At 67.9% G+C, this 16,240-nt stretch carries 17 protein-coding genes and 2 pseudogenes; 11 read left to right on the top strand and 8 right to left on the bottom strand.

Features of this window, described 5'->3' with window-relative positions:
- Together EQG76_RS19890 and EQG76_RS19895 are read right to left on the bottom strand one after the other, a co-directional pair.
- Positions 1-243 (bottom strand): annotated as a pseudogene (locus EQG76_RS19890) (ABC transporter permease); the annotation flags it as partial.
- A 1-nt stretch (position 244) separates the two neighbouring features.
- A complete protein-coding gene (locus EQG76_RS19895; RefSeq protein WP_159716090.1) occupies positions 245-1,762 on the bottom strand; it encodes a sugar ABC transporter ATP-binding protein in 1,518 nt (505 codons plus the stop codon).
- A 191-nt stretch (positions 1,763-1,953) separates the two neighbouring features.
- Between EQG76_RS19895 and EQG76_RS19900 the strand changes: the two genes are divergently transcribed.
- Both EQG76_RS19900 and EQG76_RS19905 read left to right on the top strand, forming a co-directional pair.
- Positions 1,954-3,060 carry an AI-2E family transporter gene (locus EQG76_RS19900; RefSeq protein WP_159716091.1) on the top strand — a complete coding sequence of 369 codons (1,107 nt, stop codon included), beginning with the start codon at positions 1,954-1,956 and terminating at the stop codon, positions 3,058-3,060.
- 133 nt (positions 3,061-3,193) lie between these two features.
- Entirely contained in the window at positions 3,194-3,685 is a 492-nt protein-coding gene (locus tag EQG76_RS19905) for a DoxX family protein (protein WP_159716092.1), read from the top strand.
- Here the strand turns inward: EQG76_RS19905 and EQG76_RS19910 are convergent.
- A complete protein-coding gene (locus tag EQG76_RS19910) occupies positions 3,635-5,845 on the bottom strand; it encodes an esterase-like activity of phytase family protein (RefSeq protein ID WP_159716093.1) in 2,211 nt (736 codons plus the stop codon). The genes EQG76_RS19905 and EQG76_RS19910 overlap by 51 nt on opposite strands.
- A 187-nt stretch (positions 5,846-6,032) precedes the next feature.
- Here EQG76_RS19910 and EQG76_RS19915 point away from each other — a divergent pair, with 187 nt between their 5' ends.
- From EQG76_RS19915 to EQG76_RS19925, 3 genes and pseudogenes are all read left to right on the top strand, one after another.
- Complete coding sequence (locus EQG76_RS19915; protein ID WP_159716094.1) at positions 6,033-7,280, top strand: Zn-dependent hydrolase; 1,248 nt, start codon at positions 6,033-6,035, stop codon at positions 7,278-7,280.
- A gap of 45 nt (positions 7,281-7,325) precedes the next feature.
- Positions 7,326-8,046 (top strand): annotated as a pseudogene (locus EQG76_RS19920) (SDR family oxidoreductase); the annotation flags it as partial.
- 141 nt (positions 8,047-8,187) lie between these two features.
- On the top strand, positions 8,188-8,412 hold the full coding sequence (locus EQG76_RS19925; RefSeq protein ID WP_159716095.1) for a hypothetical protein: 225 nt from the start codon (positions 8,188-8,190) through the stop codon (positions 8,410-8,412).
- On the opposite strand, the gene EQG76_RS19930 is transcribed toward EQG76_RS19925, so the two are convergent.
- Entirely contained in the window at positions 8,406-8,816 is a 411-nt protein-coding gene (locus tag EQG76_RS19930) for a hypothetical protein (protein ID WP_159716096.1), read from the bottom strand. The genes EQG76_RS19925 and EQG76_RS19930 overlap by 7 nt on opposite strands.
- Before the next feature lie 101 nt (positions 8,817-8,917).
- Positions 8,918-9,625 (bottom strand): Crp/Fnr family transcriptional regulator, encoded by a 708-nt coding sequence (locus EQG76_RS19935; protein WP_235031464.1) that lies wholly within the window; start codon positions 9,623-9,625, stop codon positions 8,918-8,920.
- A 101-nt stretch (positions 9,626-9,726) separates the two neighbouring features.
- On the opposite strand from EQG76_RS19935, the gene EQG76_RS19940 reads away from it, so the two are divergent.
- Positions 9,727-9,951 (top strand): hypothetical protein, encoded by a 225-nt coding sequence (locus EQG76_RS19940; protein ID WP_159716097.1) that lies wholly within the window; start codon positions 9,727-9,729, stop codon positions 9,949-9,951.
- Between the two features lie 65 nt (positions 9,952-10,016).
- On the opposite strand, the gene EQG76_RS19945 is transcribed toward EQG76_RS19940, so the two are convergent.
- Positions 10,017-11,309, bottom strand: coding sequence for a serine hydrolase domain-containing protein (locus EQG76_RS19945; RefSeq protein WP_159716098.1), 1,293 nt, complete (start codon positions 11,307-11,309; stop codon positions 10,017-10,019).
- Positions 11,310-11,754: 445 nt separating this feature from the next.
- Here EQG76_RS19945 and EQG76_RS19950 point away from each other — a divergent pair, with 445 nt between their 5' ends.
- Both EQG76_RS19950 and EQG76_RS19955 read left to right on the top strand, forming a co-directional pair.
- Positions 11,755-12,840, top strand: a complete 1,086-nt coding sequence (locus EQG76_RS19950) for a 3-deoxy-7-phosphoheptulonate synthase (RefSeq protein WP_159716099.1) — start codon at positions 11,755-11,757, stop codon at positions 12,838-12,840.
- A gap of 106 nt (positions 12,841-12,946) precedes the next feature.
- Positions 12,947-13,747, top strand: coding sequence for an ABC transporter ATP-binding protein (locus EQG76_RS19955; RefSeq protein WP_159716100.1), 801 nt, complete (start codon positions 12,947-12,949; stop codon positions 13,745-13,747).
- A gap of 457 nt (positions 13,748-14,204) precedes the next feature.
- On the opposite strand, the gene EQG76_RS19960 is transcribed toward EQG76_RS19955, so the two are convergent.
- Both EQG76_RS19960 and EQG76_RS19965 read right to left on the bottom strand, forming a co-directional pair.
- Positions 14,205-14,600, bottom strand: a complete 396-nt coding sequence (locus tag EQG76_RS19960; RefSeq protein WP_159716101.1) for an ester cyclase — start codon at positions 14,598-14,600, stop codon at positions 14,205-14,207.
- Positions 14,601-14,639: 39 nt separating this feature from the next.
- A complete protein-coding gene (locus tag EQG76_RS19965) occupies positions 14,640-14,909 on the bottom strand; it encodes a SemiSWEET family sugar transporter (protein WP_159716102.1) in 270 nt (89 codons plus the stop codon).
- Between the two features lie 115 nt (positions 14,910-15,024).
- On the opposite strand from EQG76_RS19965, the gene EQG76_RS19970 reads away from it, so the two are divergent.
- The 3 genes from EQG76_RS19970 to EQG76_RS19980 form a co-directional block, all read left to right on the top strand.
- Positions 15,025-15,396, top strand: coding sequence for a winged helix-turn-helix transcriptional regulator (locus EQG76_RS19970; RefSeq protein ID WP_159716103.1), 372 nt, complete (start codon positions 15,025-15,027; stop codon positions 15,394-15,396).
- Positions 15,397-15,483: 87 nt separating this feature from the next.
- The gene (locus tag EQG76_RS19975; RefSeq protein ID WP_159716104.1) at positions 15,484-15,963 is read left to right on the top strand and encodes a DUF29 domain-containing protein; all 480 of its coding nucleotides are present in this window, start codon (positions 15,484-15,486) and stop codon (positions 15,961-15,963) included.
- A gap of 24 nt (positions 15,964-15,987) precedes the next feature.
- Positions 15,988-16,240: DUF805 domain-containing protein (locus EQG76_RS19980; protein WP_159716105.1), on the top strand; the 253-nt coding region annotated here is incomplete at its 3' end.

A 16,240-nucleotide genomic window follows, 5' to 3' on the forward strand; every position in this document is an offset into this window, starting at 1 on the left:
CGACACGTCGATATTGCCCGACACGATCACCATCGACATGCCGATCGCGGCCACCGCGATATAGGCATTGCCCAGGAAGATCGTGGACAGGTTGTTCGCCGACAGGAAGCGCTGGTTGTAGGCGCCGACCGCCACGAACAGCACGATGATCGCGATCAGCAGGATGCCTTCCTGGCTGAACACGAAACGGCGCAGCCTGCTGCCGGCGGACGAGCGGGCGGGGAGCGCCATGGTGGCGGCCATGTCAGGCGGCCCTTTCCTGCTGGGCGGAGCGCATCATCGCGGCCGCGATCCGCTCCTGGGTCGCTTCCACGCGGTCGAAGCCGGCGACGATGCGCCCTTCGCGCATGACCAGCACCCGGTCGCTCATGCCCAGCACTTCCGGCAGCTCGCTCGAGATCATCAGCACGGCCATGCCCTGTGCCGCCAGCTCGCTCATGATCTTGTGGATCTCGGCCTTGGCGCCGACGTCGATGCCGCGGGTCGGCTCATCCAGGATCAGGATGCGCGGCCTGGTCGCGAGCCACTTGGCCAGCACCACCTTCTGCTGGTTGCCGCCGGACAGCTTGCCGACCACCTGGTCCATGCTGCTCGCCCGGATCTTGAAGCGCTCGATGTCGCGCCGCGCGAGCTCCTGCTCCCTGCCCCGGTCGATGAAGAAGAACCGCGCGAGTTCCTTCAGCACCGCCAGCGAGACATTGTGCCGGATCCGCATCGGCCGGATCAGGCCCTGCGTGCCGCGGTCCTCGGGCACATAGGCGATGCCCAGCCGCTTGGCATCGGAGGGGCTCTTGATGGTGACCGGCTGGCCGTCCACCAGGATCTGCCCGGCACTGGCGGGCGTCACCCCGAACAGGATCTGCGCCAGCTCGCTGCGCCCGGAGCCCACCAGCCCCGCCAGCCCCACGATCTCGCCGGCGCGCAAGGTCAGGCTCGCCTCCTCCACCGTGCCGGGATAGGCGACGTTCCTCGCCTCCAGCACGACCTTGCCGGGGTTGGCAGTGCGGTGCGGGTAGAGCTGGTCGATGGTCCGGCCGACCATCATCGAGATGAGCTGCGGCTCAGTCACGTCCTTCACCGCATGCGTCCCGACATACTCGCCGTCGCGCAGCACGGTGACCCGGTCGGCCAGGTCGAAGATCTCCACCAGCCGGTGGCTGATATAGATGATGCCCACCCCACGCTCGCGCAGGCGGCGCACGATGCCGAACAGCCGCGCCACGTCCGCCTCGGTGAGTGCTGCGGTCGGCTCGTCCATGATCAGCACGCGCGCATTCATCGACAGCGCCTTGGCGATCTCGACGCGCTGGCGGTTGCCGACCGAGAGCGCCCCCACCGGCGCATCGGGGTCCAGGTCGTGGATGTCCAGCGACTGGAGGATCTCGGCGGTGCGCGCCCGGGTCTGCTCCCAGTCGATCCCGCCCCAGGACAGCCTGGGCGCATGGCCCATGAACACGTTCTCGGCGACTGAGAGTTCCGGAAACAGCAGGAGCTCCTGGTAGATCGCGGCGATCCCGGCGGCCTGGGCCTCCTGCGGGCTGCCGAAGTCCACCGACCGGCCGTCGACCTCCATCCTGCCCTCGTCCGGCCGATGCACGCCGGACATCACCTTGATCAGGGTGGACTTGCCGGCCCCGTTCTCGCCCAGCAGGGCATGGACCTCGCCCGGCCGGACATCGAAGCTGACCCCCCGCAGCGCCCGCACGCCGGGGAACGACTTCACGATGCCGTCCAGACGCAGCAATGGGACGGCGTCGGCCATCAGTGCCACCCGCCGCGATTCGGCCTGCCGAATAGTCGGATCATTGGCCCTCCCTGTCAGCAGCGACCTTTGGGCAGGTTGCCCGACCCGTCAAGGGCAGGTTGCGCCGGTGCCCGCCGGATCGGACGGCCTCGGAACGAGCGGGGAATTGCGCAGTTCATCTGGCGTAAATCGGCGGTGAGGAGCGCGGCATGGCGATGGGTCTGGAGCGGCCCGGGCGGAAGGACAATGCGGGCCTGTCCGGCCCTGCCGACCATCCCGTGGCGTTGGCCTTGTGGACCCTGATCGGCCTCTGCCTGGCAATCGGCCTAATCATACTCACCTATGACGCCCTGCTCCTGCTGTTCGCCGGGGTGCTGTTCGCCGTGCTGCTGCGTGCCATGACCAGAGGAGTCGTCCGGCTGACTGGCCTGCCGGATTCGCTGGGACTGGCGGTGACCGCGCTCTGCCTGCTCGTCCTGGGCGCTGCGGCGGTGCTGCTGGCGGCACCGTCGGTCACGGAGCAGGTGGCCAACCTCGTCCAGGCTGTGCCGCAGGCCTGGAACAGCCTGACCGATCGCATCAGCCGGGGAATGGATCTGGCCGGCCCGCTCGGCGAGGTGTCGAAGGATATGGGTTCGGAGCTGACCCCGGATGCAGGCACGCTCCAGACCGTCCTGGGCTCCGGCTTTGGCGCCATCACCGGGGCGATCGGCGCGGTCGGCAGCCTGTTCGTGGTGCTGGTGACCGGCCTCTATCTGGCGGCCGACCCGGACGTGTACCGGCGCGGGATCGTCCGGTTGATCCCGATCCGCGGGCGCGGCCGGGCCCGGGAGATCCTGGAGCTGATCGGCCACCGTCTTGAAGGCTGGTTGGTCGGGGCGATGATCGACATGGCCCTGGTGGGCTCGCTCACCTGGCTTGGCCTGTGGTTCCTGGACATCCCGATGGCGCTGACCCTGGCCCTGTTCGCGGCGCTCATGACCTTCGTGCCCAATATTGGGCCGGTGCTGGGCTTCGTGCCGATCCTGCTGGTGGCGCTGGGCCAGGGCACCGGTACGCTGCTGGCGGCCTTCGCGCTGTATATCGCGGTCCAGACCGTGGAGAGCTACCTGGTCACCCCGCTGGTCCAGCAGCGCGCGATCGCCCTGCCGCCCGTGCTGATCTTCTTCGCCCAGATCATCCTGGGCCTGGTGTTCGGCCTGTGGGGCCTGGCGCTGGCCATGCCGCTGACCGCGGCGATCAGCGTGTTGATCGAGGAACTGTACATCAAGGATGGGCTGGAAGGGGGTTCCCTCCAGCCGGCGCGTAGCACCTGATCACCGATTCCTCCGCTGCCTCCTGCCACCTGTGGGTGTGTCGCAGATCACCGCGCTCTGCCAATGCCATGGTATCGAGCCGACACCGTGCGACTGAACGAAAGTCGCCTGGGAGATCTTGTCGGAGGCAATGATGCCGCGTGCGATCGAAGTCATTTTGGGCAACCAGTGGTTCGGCTACCTGGCCAGGGCCGTTCTCACCTCGATGTTCTGGATGAGCGGCCTGGCCAAGCTGCTCGATTTTCCCGCCGGCGTGGCGGAGATGAGCCATTTCGGCCTGGAGCCGGCCGTGGCCTACAACACCGCCGTGCTCACCGTGCAGCTGGTGGGCTCGGCACTGATCATCCTGAACCGCTGGACCTGGCTGGGTGCCGGCATGCTGGGCGTGTTCACCCTGCTGACCATCCCGATCGCCCATCATTTCTGGACGATGGAGGAGCCGTTCCGCACGCTCGAGTTCTATGTGGTGATGGAGCACATCACCGTGGTGGGTGCGCTGATGGTGGTCGCCTGGGCGTCCACGCTCCGGCACGCTCCGGCCCGTCCCGCCGTGCAGGACGGGCCGATCGAGCTGTCACTCAGTCGCCGGCAGCGGGCCGAGGTCGAACAGGCGGGCCTCGCTTAAGGCATCGGCCACCCCGTCATTGTCCGAGACCAAGACCAGCCTCCCGTCCGGGAGCTGGGCCAGGCCCTCGATCTTCTCGATCGTCCAGCCATTGGTCCGCTGCAGTTCCGGCAGCACGTCGAACGCCGTGCTCTTGGCCAGCAGCGGCAGAGGCTGGCCGATCGGGGCCGGCGTCACCCCGTGCAGGTCGACGACGGTCACCTTCTTCACCGCCGCCGTCGGCCCGCCCTGATTGTCCCGCTCGATCAGGGCCAGGCGGCCATCGGCCAGTGCCGTCACCTCGGACAGGCCGATCCAGCCTTTGCCAGCTGGCGCGTCCAGCGGATAGCGGGCAAAGATCCATTCCCCGCTCGCCGGGGCATAGAAGCCGAGCTTGGCCTCGTTCGCCGCATCGTCCTTCCAGGGCCGCTGGATCGCCACCACCACGCGCTGGTCCTGGCCCTCGCCGGTCACGGTGACGCCCTCAAAGCCGAACCGGATCGCCTGGCGGGCCACTTCCTCCGGCAGTGCGATCTCCTGCTGCACCGCGCCATCCACCGTGACGTCGAGCAGCAGGTTCTCGGTCGGGTTCTCCTCCCGCTCCATGTTGCCCTCGGACACCAGCCAGAAGCCGCCATCCGGCTTCACCGCGATTCCTTCCAGGTCGTAGTGCACCGGCTGCCCGTCCTTGGTCACCGTAATGGCGCCCGTGATCACGGCCGGCTGCTGCGACGGGTCGATCTCAAAGATCTTGGCGCTGGCATAGAAACTGTCCGAGACGGCGAACAGCCGGCCATCCCCGGCTGCCGCCAACCCCGACAGCGCGCCAAACCCGATCGGCGCCCCGTCCTGGTCCGCCGAGACGATGCTGGGAAACGAGGGGGCCTCGGCACCGTACTGGTAGATCATCACATTCGAGCGGACCGCGTCCTCGGCCGAATCCGTCTCCGCCGCGACCACGAATAGGTTGCGCTCGGGGACCGCCAGCAGCCCCTCCGGGCCCACGCCAGTCGGCAGCACCTGCCGGAGCTCCGGTGCCGCTCCTTCGCCCTTGTCGGCGAACACGGTCACCATGTTGGCCCGCTCGGAGCCGACGAAGATCAGTTCCTCGCCGCCGAACGTGCCGATCTCGATGCCTTCCGGCTCGTTGCCCTTCGCCTTGGCGCGCTTGGCCGGATACATGCCGTGCCGGATCGCGACATGCTCCAGCAGGTTGCCGCTGTCGTAGAGAACCTTGCCGGCCCCATCGAACACGGTGAAGCCGCGCGAGCCGCCCTGCCAGTCGCCCTCGTTGGCCGTCACCAGCCGGCCGCCCGACAGCCAGCCGATCGCATCCGGCTCGCGCGGCACCGCCTTCAGGCTGCCGGAAGGCTCGATCAGCGCCTCCTTCGCCGTCGGGATCCGGTCGAGGTCGACGCTGCCGGCCGGAAAATGCCCGGTGACCTCGCCGCTGGCGAGGTCGACCAGGCCGATGTGGTTGTTCTCCTGCAACGTCACGGCAGCAAGGCCCGCCTCGTTCACGTCGACGAATTCCGGCTCCGGGTCGTCGGGCGCCACTGCCGCAAGCCCCGTCAGCTCGACCTTGCGGGCGCTGTCGCAATTGCTGGGCCTGCCATCCGCATCCAAGTCCAGGATCGCCAGGTAGCCGGCCGGCAGCTGCGGGATCGCCCCGTCATTCACCTCCTCGTCGCGCTCGTTCTCGATCGCCACCGCCAGGAACTTCCCGTCCCTGCTGGCCGCCACCGAATCCGGCTGGCCGCCCACGTCGCAGCGCACCAGCACTTCGCGGGTCGCGAGGTCGACCACCGCGACGTGGCCGGACGGTGCGGTGTAGCTCTCGGACGTGTTCACGCCGACCAGCGCCACCTTACCCACCGTGGTGACCGAGGTCGGCTCGCCGTCCATGGTCACGGCACCCAGGGGCCTGGGCGCCGTGGGGTCGGTGATGTCGATGAAGCCCACCTGCCCGTTCGGGCTGTCGCTGTAGACCAGCGTCATGCCGTCCGGCGTCGCAGCGATGATCTCGGCCGCCGTCTCCGTCGCGGGATCGACGCCGTCCGGCAGGTTCTCGAACACCGGGAAGGTCGCCACCCGCTCGAAATAGGCGGCGGATGCCGGCGTTGCCGCCAGCACCAGCGCGCAGGCAGCACCCATCATCCATTGCCGCTTCCAGGCCTTCATCCCCGATCCCCCGCACGACGCTGAAGAAAATCCATTGCTGGGCGGGGTTTTGATCCGTCGGCGGGGCAGGCGCATGACAGTTCGGCGGCAGCACCGCGACAGCCCGCATGGGGCGCCGTCTGGACAAGGCCGGCCCGAAGGCATAGCCCTTCGCCCGATCCGCCTGTTGCCCGGAGCGAGGGAGCCGATGAGCCAGAAGCCCAGCAATCTCCACATCGACGGCCAGCGCTTCTGGGATTCGCTCATGGAGATGGCGAAGATCGGCGCTACGCCCAAGGGCGGGTGCAACCGTCAGACCCTGACCGACCTGGACAGGCAGGGCCGCGAGCTGTTCCGCTCCTGGGTCGAGGCGATCGGCTGCACCGTCGAGGTCGACGAAATGGGCAACATGTTCGCCCGTCGCCCGGGCAAGCGGGACGACCTGCCGCCCGTGGTGATCGGCAGCCATCTCGACACCCAGCCCACCGGCGGCAAGTTCGACGGGGTGGCCGGCGTGCTGTGCGGCCTGGAGGTGCTGCGCACCCTGCACGATGCCGGCTACGAGACCGACCACCCGGTGATGGTGGTGAACTGGACCAACGAGGAAGGCTCGCGCTTCTCGCCGGCCATGCTGTCCTCGGGCGTGTGGGCGGGCGTGCTCGACCGCGACTGGGCCTATGGGCTGAAGGATCGCGACGGCAAGACGTTCGGCGAGGAGCTGGCCCGGATCGGCTTCAAGGGCGACAAGCCTTGCAAGGCGGCCGACTGGAAGTGCCATTTCGAGCTGCATATCGAGCAGGGCCCGATCCTGGAGGCCGAGGACAAGCAGATCGGCGTGGTCACCGGCGTCCAGGGCATCCGCTGGCTGGACGTGACCATCACCGGCAAGGAGAGCCATGCCGGCTCAACCCCGATGCCGCGCCGCCAGGATGCGCTGGTGGCGGCATCCAAGGTGATCATCGCGCTCGACGAGATCGCCCGCAAATATCCGCCGGCCGCGGTCGCGACGGTCGGCGAGATCAAGATCGCCAAGCCGTCGCGCAACGTGATCCCGGGCGAGGTCTGGTTCACGGTCGATTTGCGCCATCCCGAGACGACGACCGTGGACGCGATGGAGCGGGACCTGCGGGCCGCGGTCGAGGCCGCCTGCGCCCGGGATGGGCTGCCGTTCCAGGTCGAGCGTCTCTGGGATTCACCGCCGGTCGAGTTCCACCCGGACTGCATCGCCGCGGTCGAGAACGCCGCGCAGGAGGCCGGCTACCGCCATCGCCGCATCGTCAGCGGCCCCGGCCACGACAGCGCCTATACCGCACGCAAGGTCCCGACCTCGATGATCTTCATCCCCTGCAAGGACGGCCTCTCGCACAACGAGGAGGAATCCGCCAAGCCCGAGGACCTAGCGGCCGGCTGCGAGGTGATGCTGCGCGCGGTGCTGACCATGGCGCAGGCGACCTGACGGCTCCCGGGTACATGGGTAAGGCTGCCGGAAGAGGAGCCGCCCATGAGCCAACGCGTCCTGGTCGCGGCCGGTGCCTCCGGTATCGGCCGGAAATTGTCCGGGCATTTGCGGCGAACGGTGCCAGGCTGTTCGTCTGCGACATCGACGAGAGGGGCCTGGCCACGCTCCGCGACATGTCCAGCCGTGCCGGCATCAAGCGCATGGTGCCGATGGCGGCCGATGCGCTGGGCGGGCTCGACGTGCTGGTGAACAATGCCGGCATCCCCGGCCCGACCGCACCGACGAGATGGACCCGGTCGAGTGGGACAAGGTCGTCCAGGTCAACCCGGACGGGACCTTCGACGCCACCAGGCTCGCCATCCCGCACCTGAAGAAGTCTCCGGCGGGCGTGATCATCAATATGTCGTCGGTGGCCGACCGGTTCGGCTACCGGAACCGGACGCCCTGTTGCGCTACCAAGTGGGGCATCATCGGCTTCACCAAGACGCTGTCCATCGAGCTCGGCGGCCATGGGATCCGGGTGAACGCCATCCTGCCGGGTGCCGTGGGCGGGCCGCGCATCCAGCGGGTGTTCGAGGGTCGGGCAGAGGCCAGCGGCAAGCCCTTGGCGGAGGTCGAACAGGATGCGCTCGCGGCGCAGTCGATCAAGCGGCTGGTCGACCCGCGCGACGTCGCCGCCCTTGCGGTGTTCCTGGCTTCCGACAGCGCCAGGCCGATCTCCGGCCAGATGCTGCCGATCGACAACGACATGCAGCAGGCGTCCGGAACGCTGCGCGCCGGCCGAGGAGGACGAGCGCTGACCGAAAGGCTGCGCGACCAGCTCATCGAGGCCTGACAGCTCGTTCCCTTTGTGGAGGAGCCGGTCGCCGCCTCGGCACGCTTTCACCCCATGGAGGAGAAGCCCATGGGCATCATCATATTCGATGCTCGGGTCGCTGTTCCCGAACTGAACCAGACTCGGCCGCGCGTGGTGAAGCTCGACAGGGACGAGCGGCATCTCGGCACGGAAGCGCCGATCCACTCGGACGGCAAGACCGTGATGTCGCAACTGAAGTGGAGACGGGTCGAACAGGCGCAGGCGCTGTGCTGCGCAGCCCTGGCCATGGTGCCGGCCAGACCCGCTCAGTGACGCCGGCGGCTCGCAATGGGGGCGTGCAGTCCCGCAGCCGCCTCATGGAGCGGCGACAGTTCCAGGCTGCGCAGGAACGCGCGCAGGCGCCCGGCCCTGGGGCCGCCTCTGCGCAGGGTCTCGGCGACGTCACGCAACAGATCGGCATTCCGGTGCGCGAGCGGCACCGGAATGCCGATCGGCTGGCCGCCCGGCACCTCCGCCGGATCCGCGACCGCACCGCCTGCTCCGCCATGGCCGCTGGCGACGGCGTCCGGCCGATCCTCGGGCCATGCCAGGAACGTGGCCGGATCGCCCATCGATGGCGCAGGATCGGCGCACGGCTGCTCGCCCACCCCGCCAGATGCGACCTCACCCCCTTCCGGTTCTACAGCAAGTCGCCGCTTCCAATGTTGTGTCGCCATCCCGACCCTCCTCCAGCAATGGGAGGAAACTAGCCGGGCAATCCGGAGACAGCAGCCCGGTAGCGTACGAACTTCTGGAAGGCAGGGTTCACCTTGTCCGGCTATTTGCCGAGCAGACGCCGGTATTCATTGCGTACCACGCCATAGCACTCGCAGGCCGCCGCCTCCAGGCCGGCCCGGTCGCGGATGGTGATCCGGCCGCTGGCGTAGCGGATCAGCCCCGCCTTCTGCAGCTTGCCCGCGGCCAGGCTGATGCTGGCGCGGCGCACCCCCAGCGTCGCCGCTAGCGCTTCGTGGGTCATCGGCAGGTCGTCGCCATCGCTGCGGTCGTGCGCCATCAGCAGCCAGCACACCAGCCGCTGTTCGATCGGATGGCGACGGTTGCAGGCGACCATCTGGCCCGCCTGGGTCATGAGCGCCAGCGAGAAGTGCATCAGCAGCTGCCGCAGCGACGGGCAGGCGCGCAGCGCGTCCTGCAGATGCTGGCCATCGAGGCGGATGCCGGCGCCGGCTCGCTGCACCATGGCCTCCACGATGGAACGATCCGATCCCAGCAGGATCGGCGTGCCGATCATTCCCTCCCGGCCGACCATCGCGATATCGACCGTGCTGCCGTCCTTCAGGGCCATCAGCAGCGAGATCCAGCCGTCCTCGATGAAGTAGAGGGCCCGGATCGGCTCGCTCGGATGCTGGAGGATCTGCCGCGCCGGCAGGTCGACGGGCACCAGGTACGGTGCCAGGGCCCGGAATTCCTCAGCCGGCAACATGGCGAGCAGGTGATTGCGGACGACCGACTGCTCCAGCGACATGATACGACCTGACCATTCTGCCGGGGGCGAAAATGCTGCCACACCGCCACCCGATGCCGGCATCGGGTGGAGAAATAGTCTATCGCACGAAATCGCTGCCGATGGCAGTATCGCGCAGCCAGGACTGGCCACGTCGCCTGTCCGGCCTCGGCACGATGCGCGCGCGCCTGAACGCCGGCCATTCCACGTTCTATGGGATCACTGCGGTCACCTGTGCCGCCGTGCCCAGCGCAACGGCCGCCCGCATCCTGACCAGCATGCACCAGGCAGAGGAACCGCGGGGCGCCGGCACGACAGCCGCCCACGGCCTCGATCCGCATCGGTGAAAGCTGCGGAACAGTCGGCCGCCCGCATCCAAGTCGGTTCCAGCCAGGGCCGGCCGGCTAATGCCTCAGTCGAAATCCTCGGGCGCCTCGGGACCGTCATCCGGTGCCGGCCGGTCCTTGACGATCTCGTACAGCCTGAGCGCCAAGGGCGGGAGCTCGTCCTGGCCGTCCGGTGCCTGGCTGTTGGCGATCGCCGTGACCACCAGATCGTCCTTGGGAAAGTAGAAATAGACCGCGCGGTAGCCCAGCGTCATTCCCTCGTAGAACCACAGCTGTCCCGGGCCCGGCACATGGACTGCGGCCATGCCCAGGCCGAAGCCGCGTGGATCCTCCGCCGTGGTCTCGCGAATGGGCTCGCCCGTCGCCGTGGAAACCAGCTCCAGCATCTCCTTGAGCTGTTTGGGCGGTAGGACGCGCCCGCCGAACAGGCCGCGCACCCAGCGCTGCAGGTCGCGCGGCGTGGACACGACCCCGCCGGCCGCACCCGTCCAGCTGACGTCGGCGCGGCGCATGTCCTTGCCCACCAGCGGGGCCAGAGGCGGCACGCTGCAGTCCGGATCGTATTCGCCGCAGGTCGGATTGTTGAAATAGCCGCTCGACATGCGGGCGATCACGCTCTCGGGCAGGACCCGCGGCTCATAATAGCTGTCCTTCATGTAGAGCGGGTCGAAGATGCCGCTCTGGTAGAGCTGCTTCATGCTCCTGCCGGAGGCCTTCTCTGCGATCATGCCGGCCAGGATGTAGTTGGTGTTGGAATAGAACCAGCCGGTGCTCGTCGGCAGGCGGTTCGTCCGGGTCGGGTAGGCGAAGGCGATGAGCTGTTCCGGCGTGAAGTGCTGGTTCGGGCGGCTCGCCTGGATGTCCATGAACCTCGGCGCTTCAGTGTAGGTCGGGATGCCGCTGGTCATGTTGAGGAGGCGGCGAATGCTGACATGCGCCCAGGCCTTGTATTGCGGCAGCCAGTCTCCGACCGTCTGCTCTATGTCGAGCAGCCCCTTGGCCTCGAGCTGCAGCAGCACAGCAGCGGTCATCTGCTTGGTGTTGCTGCCGATCTCATAGAGGGTCCGCCGCGTGACCCGCTCGCCGCTATCGAAGAACCTGGTGGTGCCGGCAACCGCGCTGATCCCGGTCTCGCCATCCTTCAGGCTGACGAAGGCGGAGACCCCGCTGATCATCTCGACTTTCCGGCGCTCCGAAAGATATTCCTGCAGCGCCTTCGTCATCTCCGCCCGCAGCGCCTCGCGGCTGGAAGCGGCGGCAGGCAGCGCCCCGCTGCCAAGGAGCAGCCCCAGCGCCAGCACGCCCAGGAGCGAGCGGCGGATGCGGCCGATGCCCGGAGCACCTTGATTGGTCGTCATGCTTCCCCCGCCCATGCGCTGCCCCTCGAAGCCAGCGGGCTCCACCCGAGCCACCGACGATGGATGGCACGGCCGGCATCAGGGAGTCCTGCCGCCCTCGTGGAAGTTTCTGGAAGCCAGTGGAAAGTCATGGCAGATCCTGCCCCATGAACGACTTGCCGACTTCAGCATGGACGCTCGTGGCATGTCGGAGGAATCACGCCCACAGGTCGGCCCCGTCTGATTGCGGGAGGTGACAAGCCGATCCGCCACGCCTATAAGACCTGCCCATGATCGCTGCCGGCACCACCTACTTCTGGTTTTTTGGCTACCGCAGGCCAAGGGCGGAGGTATCGGGGTGCGCGATCGGATGAACTGAAGCGAAATATCCCGGAACAGCCGCCAGCCCCACTGGCGGCTTTTTTGTTGCCGCCGGTATGGCCCGAACCCCTTGGAGTTCCTGCCCATGTCGACCGCAACTGACGATCTGCGCATCCGCGAGATCACCGAGCTCAGCACACCTGCGGAAGTGATCCAGGAGATCCCCCGCAGCGACGCCGCCACCCGCACCGTGCTGGCGGGCCGCAAGGCGTTCCAGGACATCCTGCACGGCCGGGACGACCGTCTCGCCGTGGTGATCGGCCCCTGCTCGATCCACGATCCCGAGGTGGCCCTGGAATATGCCGCCCTGCTCGCCGAGCAGCGCCGGCGTTTTGGGGGCCAGCTCGAGGTCGTGATGCGGGTCTATTTCGAGAAGCCGCGCACCACGGTCGGCTGGAAGGGCCTGATAAACGATCCAGACCTAGACGGCAGCTTCCGGATCGACAAAGGCCTGCGCCTGGCCCGCGGCGTCTTGCGTGACGTGGCCGATCTGGGCGTGCCGGCTGCCTGCGAGTTCCTGGACATGACCACGCCCCAGTACATCGCCGATCTGGTGACCTGGGCGGCGATCGGGGCGCGCACCACCGAGAGCCAGGCCCATCGCGAGCTGGCATCGGGCCTCTCCTGCCCGGTCGGCTTCAAAAACGGCACGGACGGCAATGTCCGCATTGCCGCCGAGGCGGTGATGTCGGCCTCGCACCCCCACCACTTCCTGGCGGTCACCAAGTCCGGCCGCTCCGCCATTGCCCATACCAGCGGCAATGCCGACTGCCACATCATCCTGCGCGGCGGCAAGCAGCCCAACTACGATGCCGCGAGCGTCGCGGCGGCGGCCGACGAAGCCCTGCGCTGCAAGGTCCAGCCCTGGCTGATGATCGACGCCAGCCACGCCAACAGCTCCAAGAAGCCCGAGAACCAGCCCCTGGTCATGGACGACGTCGCCCGGCAGCTCGCGGCGGGCGAGGAACGGATCATGGGTGTCATGATCGAGAGCCATCTGGTAGGCGGCCGCCAGGACCTGAAGCCCGGCGTGCCGCTCGTGCGCGGCCAGAGCATCACCGATGGCTGCATCGACTGGACGACCTCGGTCGAGGTGCTGGAGAAGCTGGCCCGTGCGGTCGAGCAGCGCCGCCTGGCCAGGCGCGCCCAGGTCGACCGGCTGGCCGGCTGAACCGCTCCTGCGATGCCCGCCCGGCTCTGGTCCTGGCGGGCGTCTGCCCCTAGGCTCGGTGCGTGCGGCGAACCGGCAGGACCAGGCCAGGGTGCAGACTTCCACGATGACGCGAGCGGCCGTCACGACCGGCCCGGTGGTCGAGACACGCAGCCTGGAGCTGGTGTTCCAGACCCGCGACGGCCCCGTCCATGCCCTGTCCAACGTCTCACTCACGATCGAGAAGGGCGCTTTCGTGTCCCTGATCGGCCCCTCAGGCTGCGGCAAGACCACGCTCCTGCGCGTGATCGCCGACCTGGAGCAGCCCACCGGCGGCACCATCACGGTGAACGGCCGCACGCCCGAGGAGAACCGCCGCCAGCGCGGCTATGGCTACGTGTTCCAGGCCCCGGCCCTCTACCCCTGGCGCACGGTCGAGCGCAACGTCACCCTGCCCCTGGAAATCATGGGCATCGCCGACGCCGAGCGCCGCGAGCGCGCGCGCCGCAACCTGCAGCTCGTGAACCTCGAAGGCTTCGAGCAGAAATACCCCTGGCAGCTCTCCGGCGGCATGCAGCAGCGCGTCTCGATCGCCCGCGCTTTGTCCTTTGAGCCGGACCTCCTGCTCATGGATGAGCCGTTCGGCGCACTCGACGAGATCACCCGCGACCACCTGAACGCCCAGCTCCTCCATCTGTGGCGCACCACCGGTAAGACCGTGGTGTTCGTCACCCACTCGATCGCCGAGGCCGCCTTCCTGTCGACCCGGATCGTGGTGATGTCGCCCAGGCCCGGCCGGATCCTGGACGTGATCGACAGCGCCTTTCCGGCGGACCGCAGCCTGGACATCCGCGAGACGCCCGAGTTCACCGAACTGTCCCGCCGGATTCGCGACGGCCTGCGCGCCGGCCACTCCTACGAGGACTGACGGCCTGCTGCCGGCGATCTTCCAGGCGCGGTCCTCCCTATCTATTCATCTGCCATTGATTGCAGGCTGGATGGTAGCGGGCCGGACTGCTGGCCCGACGATATCAGGGAGCAGATGGGATGCCGTTCGACGCTCTCAAATCGAAACGCCCCGCAGAAGGACGACGTGTTCACCTTTCAGCAAGCCACACGCCTGGCTGAGATCCGCCAGGACGAGTAGTTGGAGAAGAAGGCCGAGACCGAGGCGTTCCGGGAATAGACTGAACGTAAGATTCACCGGATGCAGGGCGGCATAATCGGCGCGCTGGCGACCACTCTGTTCTTCTTGCTGATCTTCGTGCTGGTCACGGCGGCCAGGCCCTAGCAGGACACGGGGACCAGCGGCGGTTGCAGGAACCGGGCAGGCGGCCGGATTGAATACGAGCGGCCGAAAGCCGCTGTCCCCATACCAACGAAAGCTAATGGCCCTGGAGCTGCGCCTCGATGGCTGCCTTGTCGACGATCGACCAGACCTGGACGATCTTCCCGTCGTGAAACTGGTAGATCACGTTCTCGGCGAAGGTGACCTTCCTGCCGTTCACGGCAAGGCCGAGAAAGCTCCCCTTCGGCGTGCAGTCGAACCAGATCCGGCTCACGACATGGGGCGGGTCACAGAGCAGCATCCGGACATCGAAATACAGGTCCGGAATGTCGGCGAAGTTCTCCTCCAGCATCGCCCGGTACCCCGCTAGGCCGAAGGGCCGGTCGTTATGGATCACCGCGTCATCCACGAAGCGGCCAAGGTTCGGCCAGTCCTGGCTGTTCAGGCAGGCGATATAGTCCCGGTAGATGGCGCGAAGATCCTCGGTGGTCACGGCATGTTCCTCCAGCTCCGGCGGACCGGCCGGCCGGATTCAGTCCAGGCCCGGCCGGGGCCGGCGCAGCTTCAAGCCCAGGATGGAGCCGGCCAGCACCATGGTGATGCCGTTCGCGATCCAGACCGATGGCGCATCCTGGACCACGCCGTAGATCGTCCACAGCGCGATCCCGGCCACCAGCATCAGCAGGGTCGGCAGGCTGAGGTCGTCGGCGCTGCCGGTCCGCCAGGTCTTCGCGACCTGCGGCAGGTAGGCCAGAGTCGTCAGGATCCCCGCCACCAGTCCCAGCAGCTCTGTCTTGTCCATGGCTGCCTCCCGGCCCTCCGCAATTGATCCATCACTTGCGCGAACCCGCGCCAGCACCTTAGCTAACCTGACGAGGTTCCTGGCAGCAGTACGCACAAACGGAACATGTAGTATCATGAATGATAGCAATGGCCGCCGGACGCAGCGGCGCAGGGCCGGCCGGACCGGCTGCGCGGTCGAGGCGACCCTGTCCGTGATCGGCGGGGTCTGGAAGCCCGTGCTCCTGTTCCACCTCCTGCAGGGCAAGCTGCGCTTCAACGCGCTGTGCCGGCTGACCCCCTCGGCCACCGCCCGGATGATCACGCTGCAGCTGCGCGAGCTGGAGGCGGACGGCATCGTCAGCCGCACCGTGTATCCGGAAGTCCCGCCCAAGGTCGAATATGAGCTCACCGAGCTCGGCCGCTCCCTGGAGCCCGTGCTGCTCAGCATGCGCGACTGGGGGGAGCAGCTGCGCGCGGCCGAGCCGGTCGCCGATCACGCGGCCTAGGGCCGCGGGCCGCCTTCCCCGCCCCGGCCTCAAGGCGCTTGGAGCCGCCCACGCCCGTCCCTATCCTCGGGCGGCGACGGAGGATCGATGCCTAGCGAAATCGAGCAGCTCTACGAGACCGACTTCTATGCCTGGACGAGGGTCCAGGCGAGGGAGCTGCGCCGGCTGGCTCGCGCGCGCTGGAATGGCCCGCTCGACCTGAAGCATCTCGCGATCGAAGTCGCCGACATGGGCAGTGAGGTCCTCCATGGCATGGAAAGCCAGCTCGAGCGGATCATCGAGCACCTCCTGAAGCTCCAGCACAGCCCGACCAGGGAGCCGCGGGCAGGCTGGAAGGCCAGCGTGCGGCAGGCGCGCCGCGAGATCGGCCGCCGGATGACCCCGACGCTTGCGCGCAAGCTGCGGCGCAGCCTGCCGCGGCACTGGGCAGCCGGGCGGGACGAGGCCCGTCAGGCACTGCTCGACCATGGCGAGGCGGAGGCCGCGGACCGCGTGCCGGAGATCTGCCCTTATGAATTCGACCAGTTGCTGAAGCTGGACTGGTATCCCCAGCCCCCGGCAGCCTGACCGGGCGGTACGTAGGCTGCGATCATGAGCATGGTGCCCGAGGATGTCGTTCCGGCGGAACGGCCGGACTGGTTCTCGACGATCGGCCGGCGCGGGCGGCTGTCGTTCCTCGTCAACTTCCTGTTCGTCAATGTCGGCGTCGGCGTGATCAGTGCCATCGCCAGCGGGATGGGCGGCGTGGTACCATCCCTGATTGGTGCCGGCTGCTCGGTGGTGGGCGGCTGGGTCAATATCTGCCTGACCGCCCAGCGCCTGCATGACCTGGGCCGCAGCGGCT

The sequence above is a fragment of the Geminicoccus flavidas genome, assembly GCF_009806515.1.
Taxonomy (GTDB): Bacteria; Pseudomonadota; Alphaproteobacteria; order Geminicoccales; family Geminicoccaceae; genus Geminicoccus; species Geminicoccus flavidus.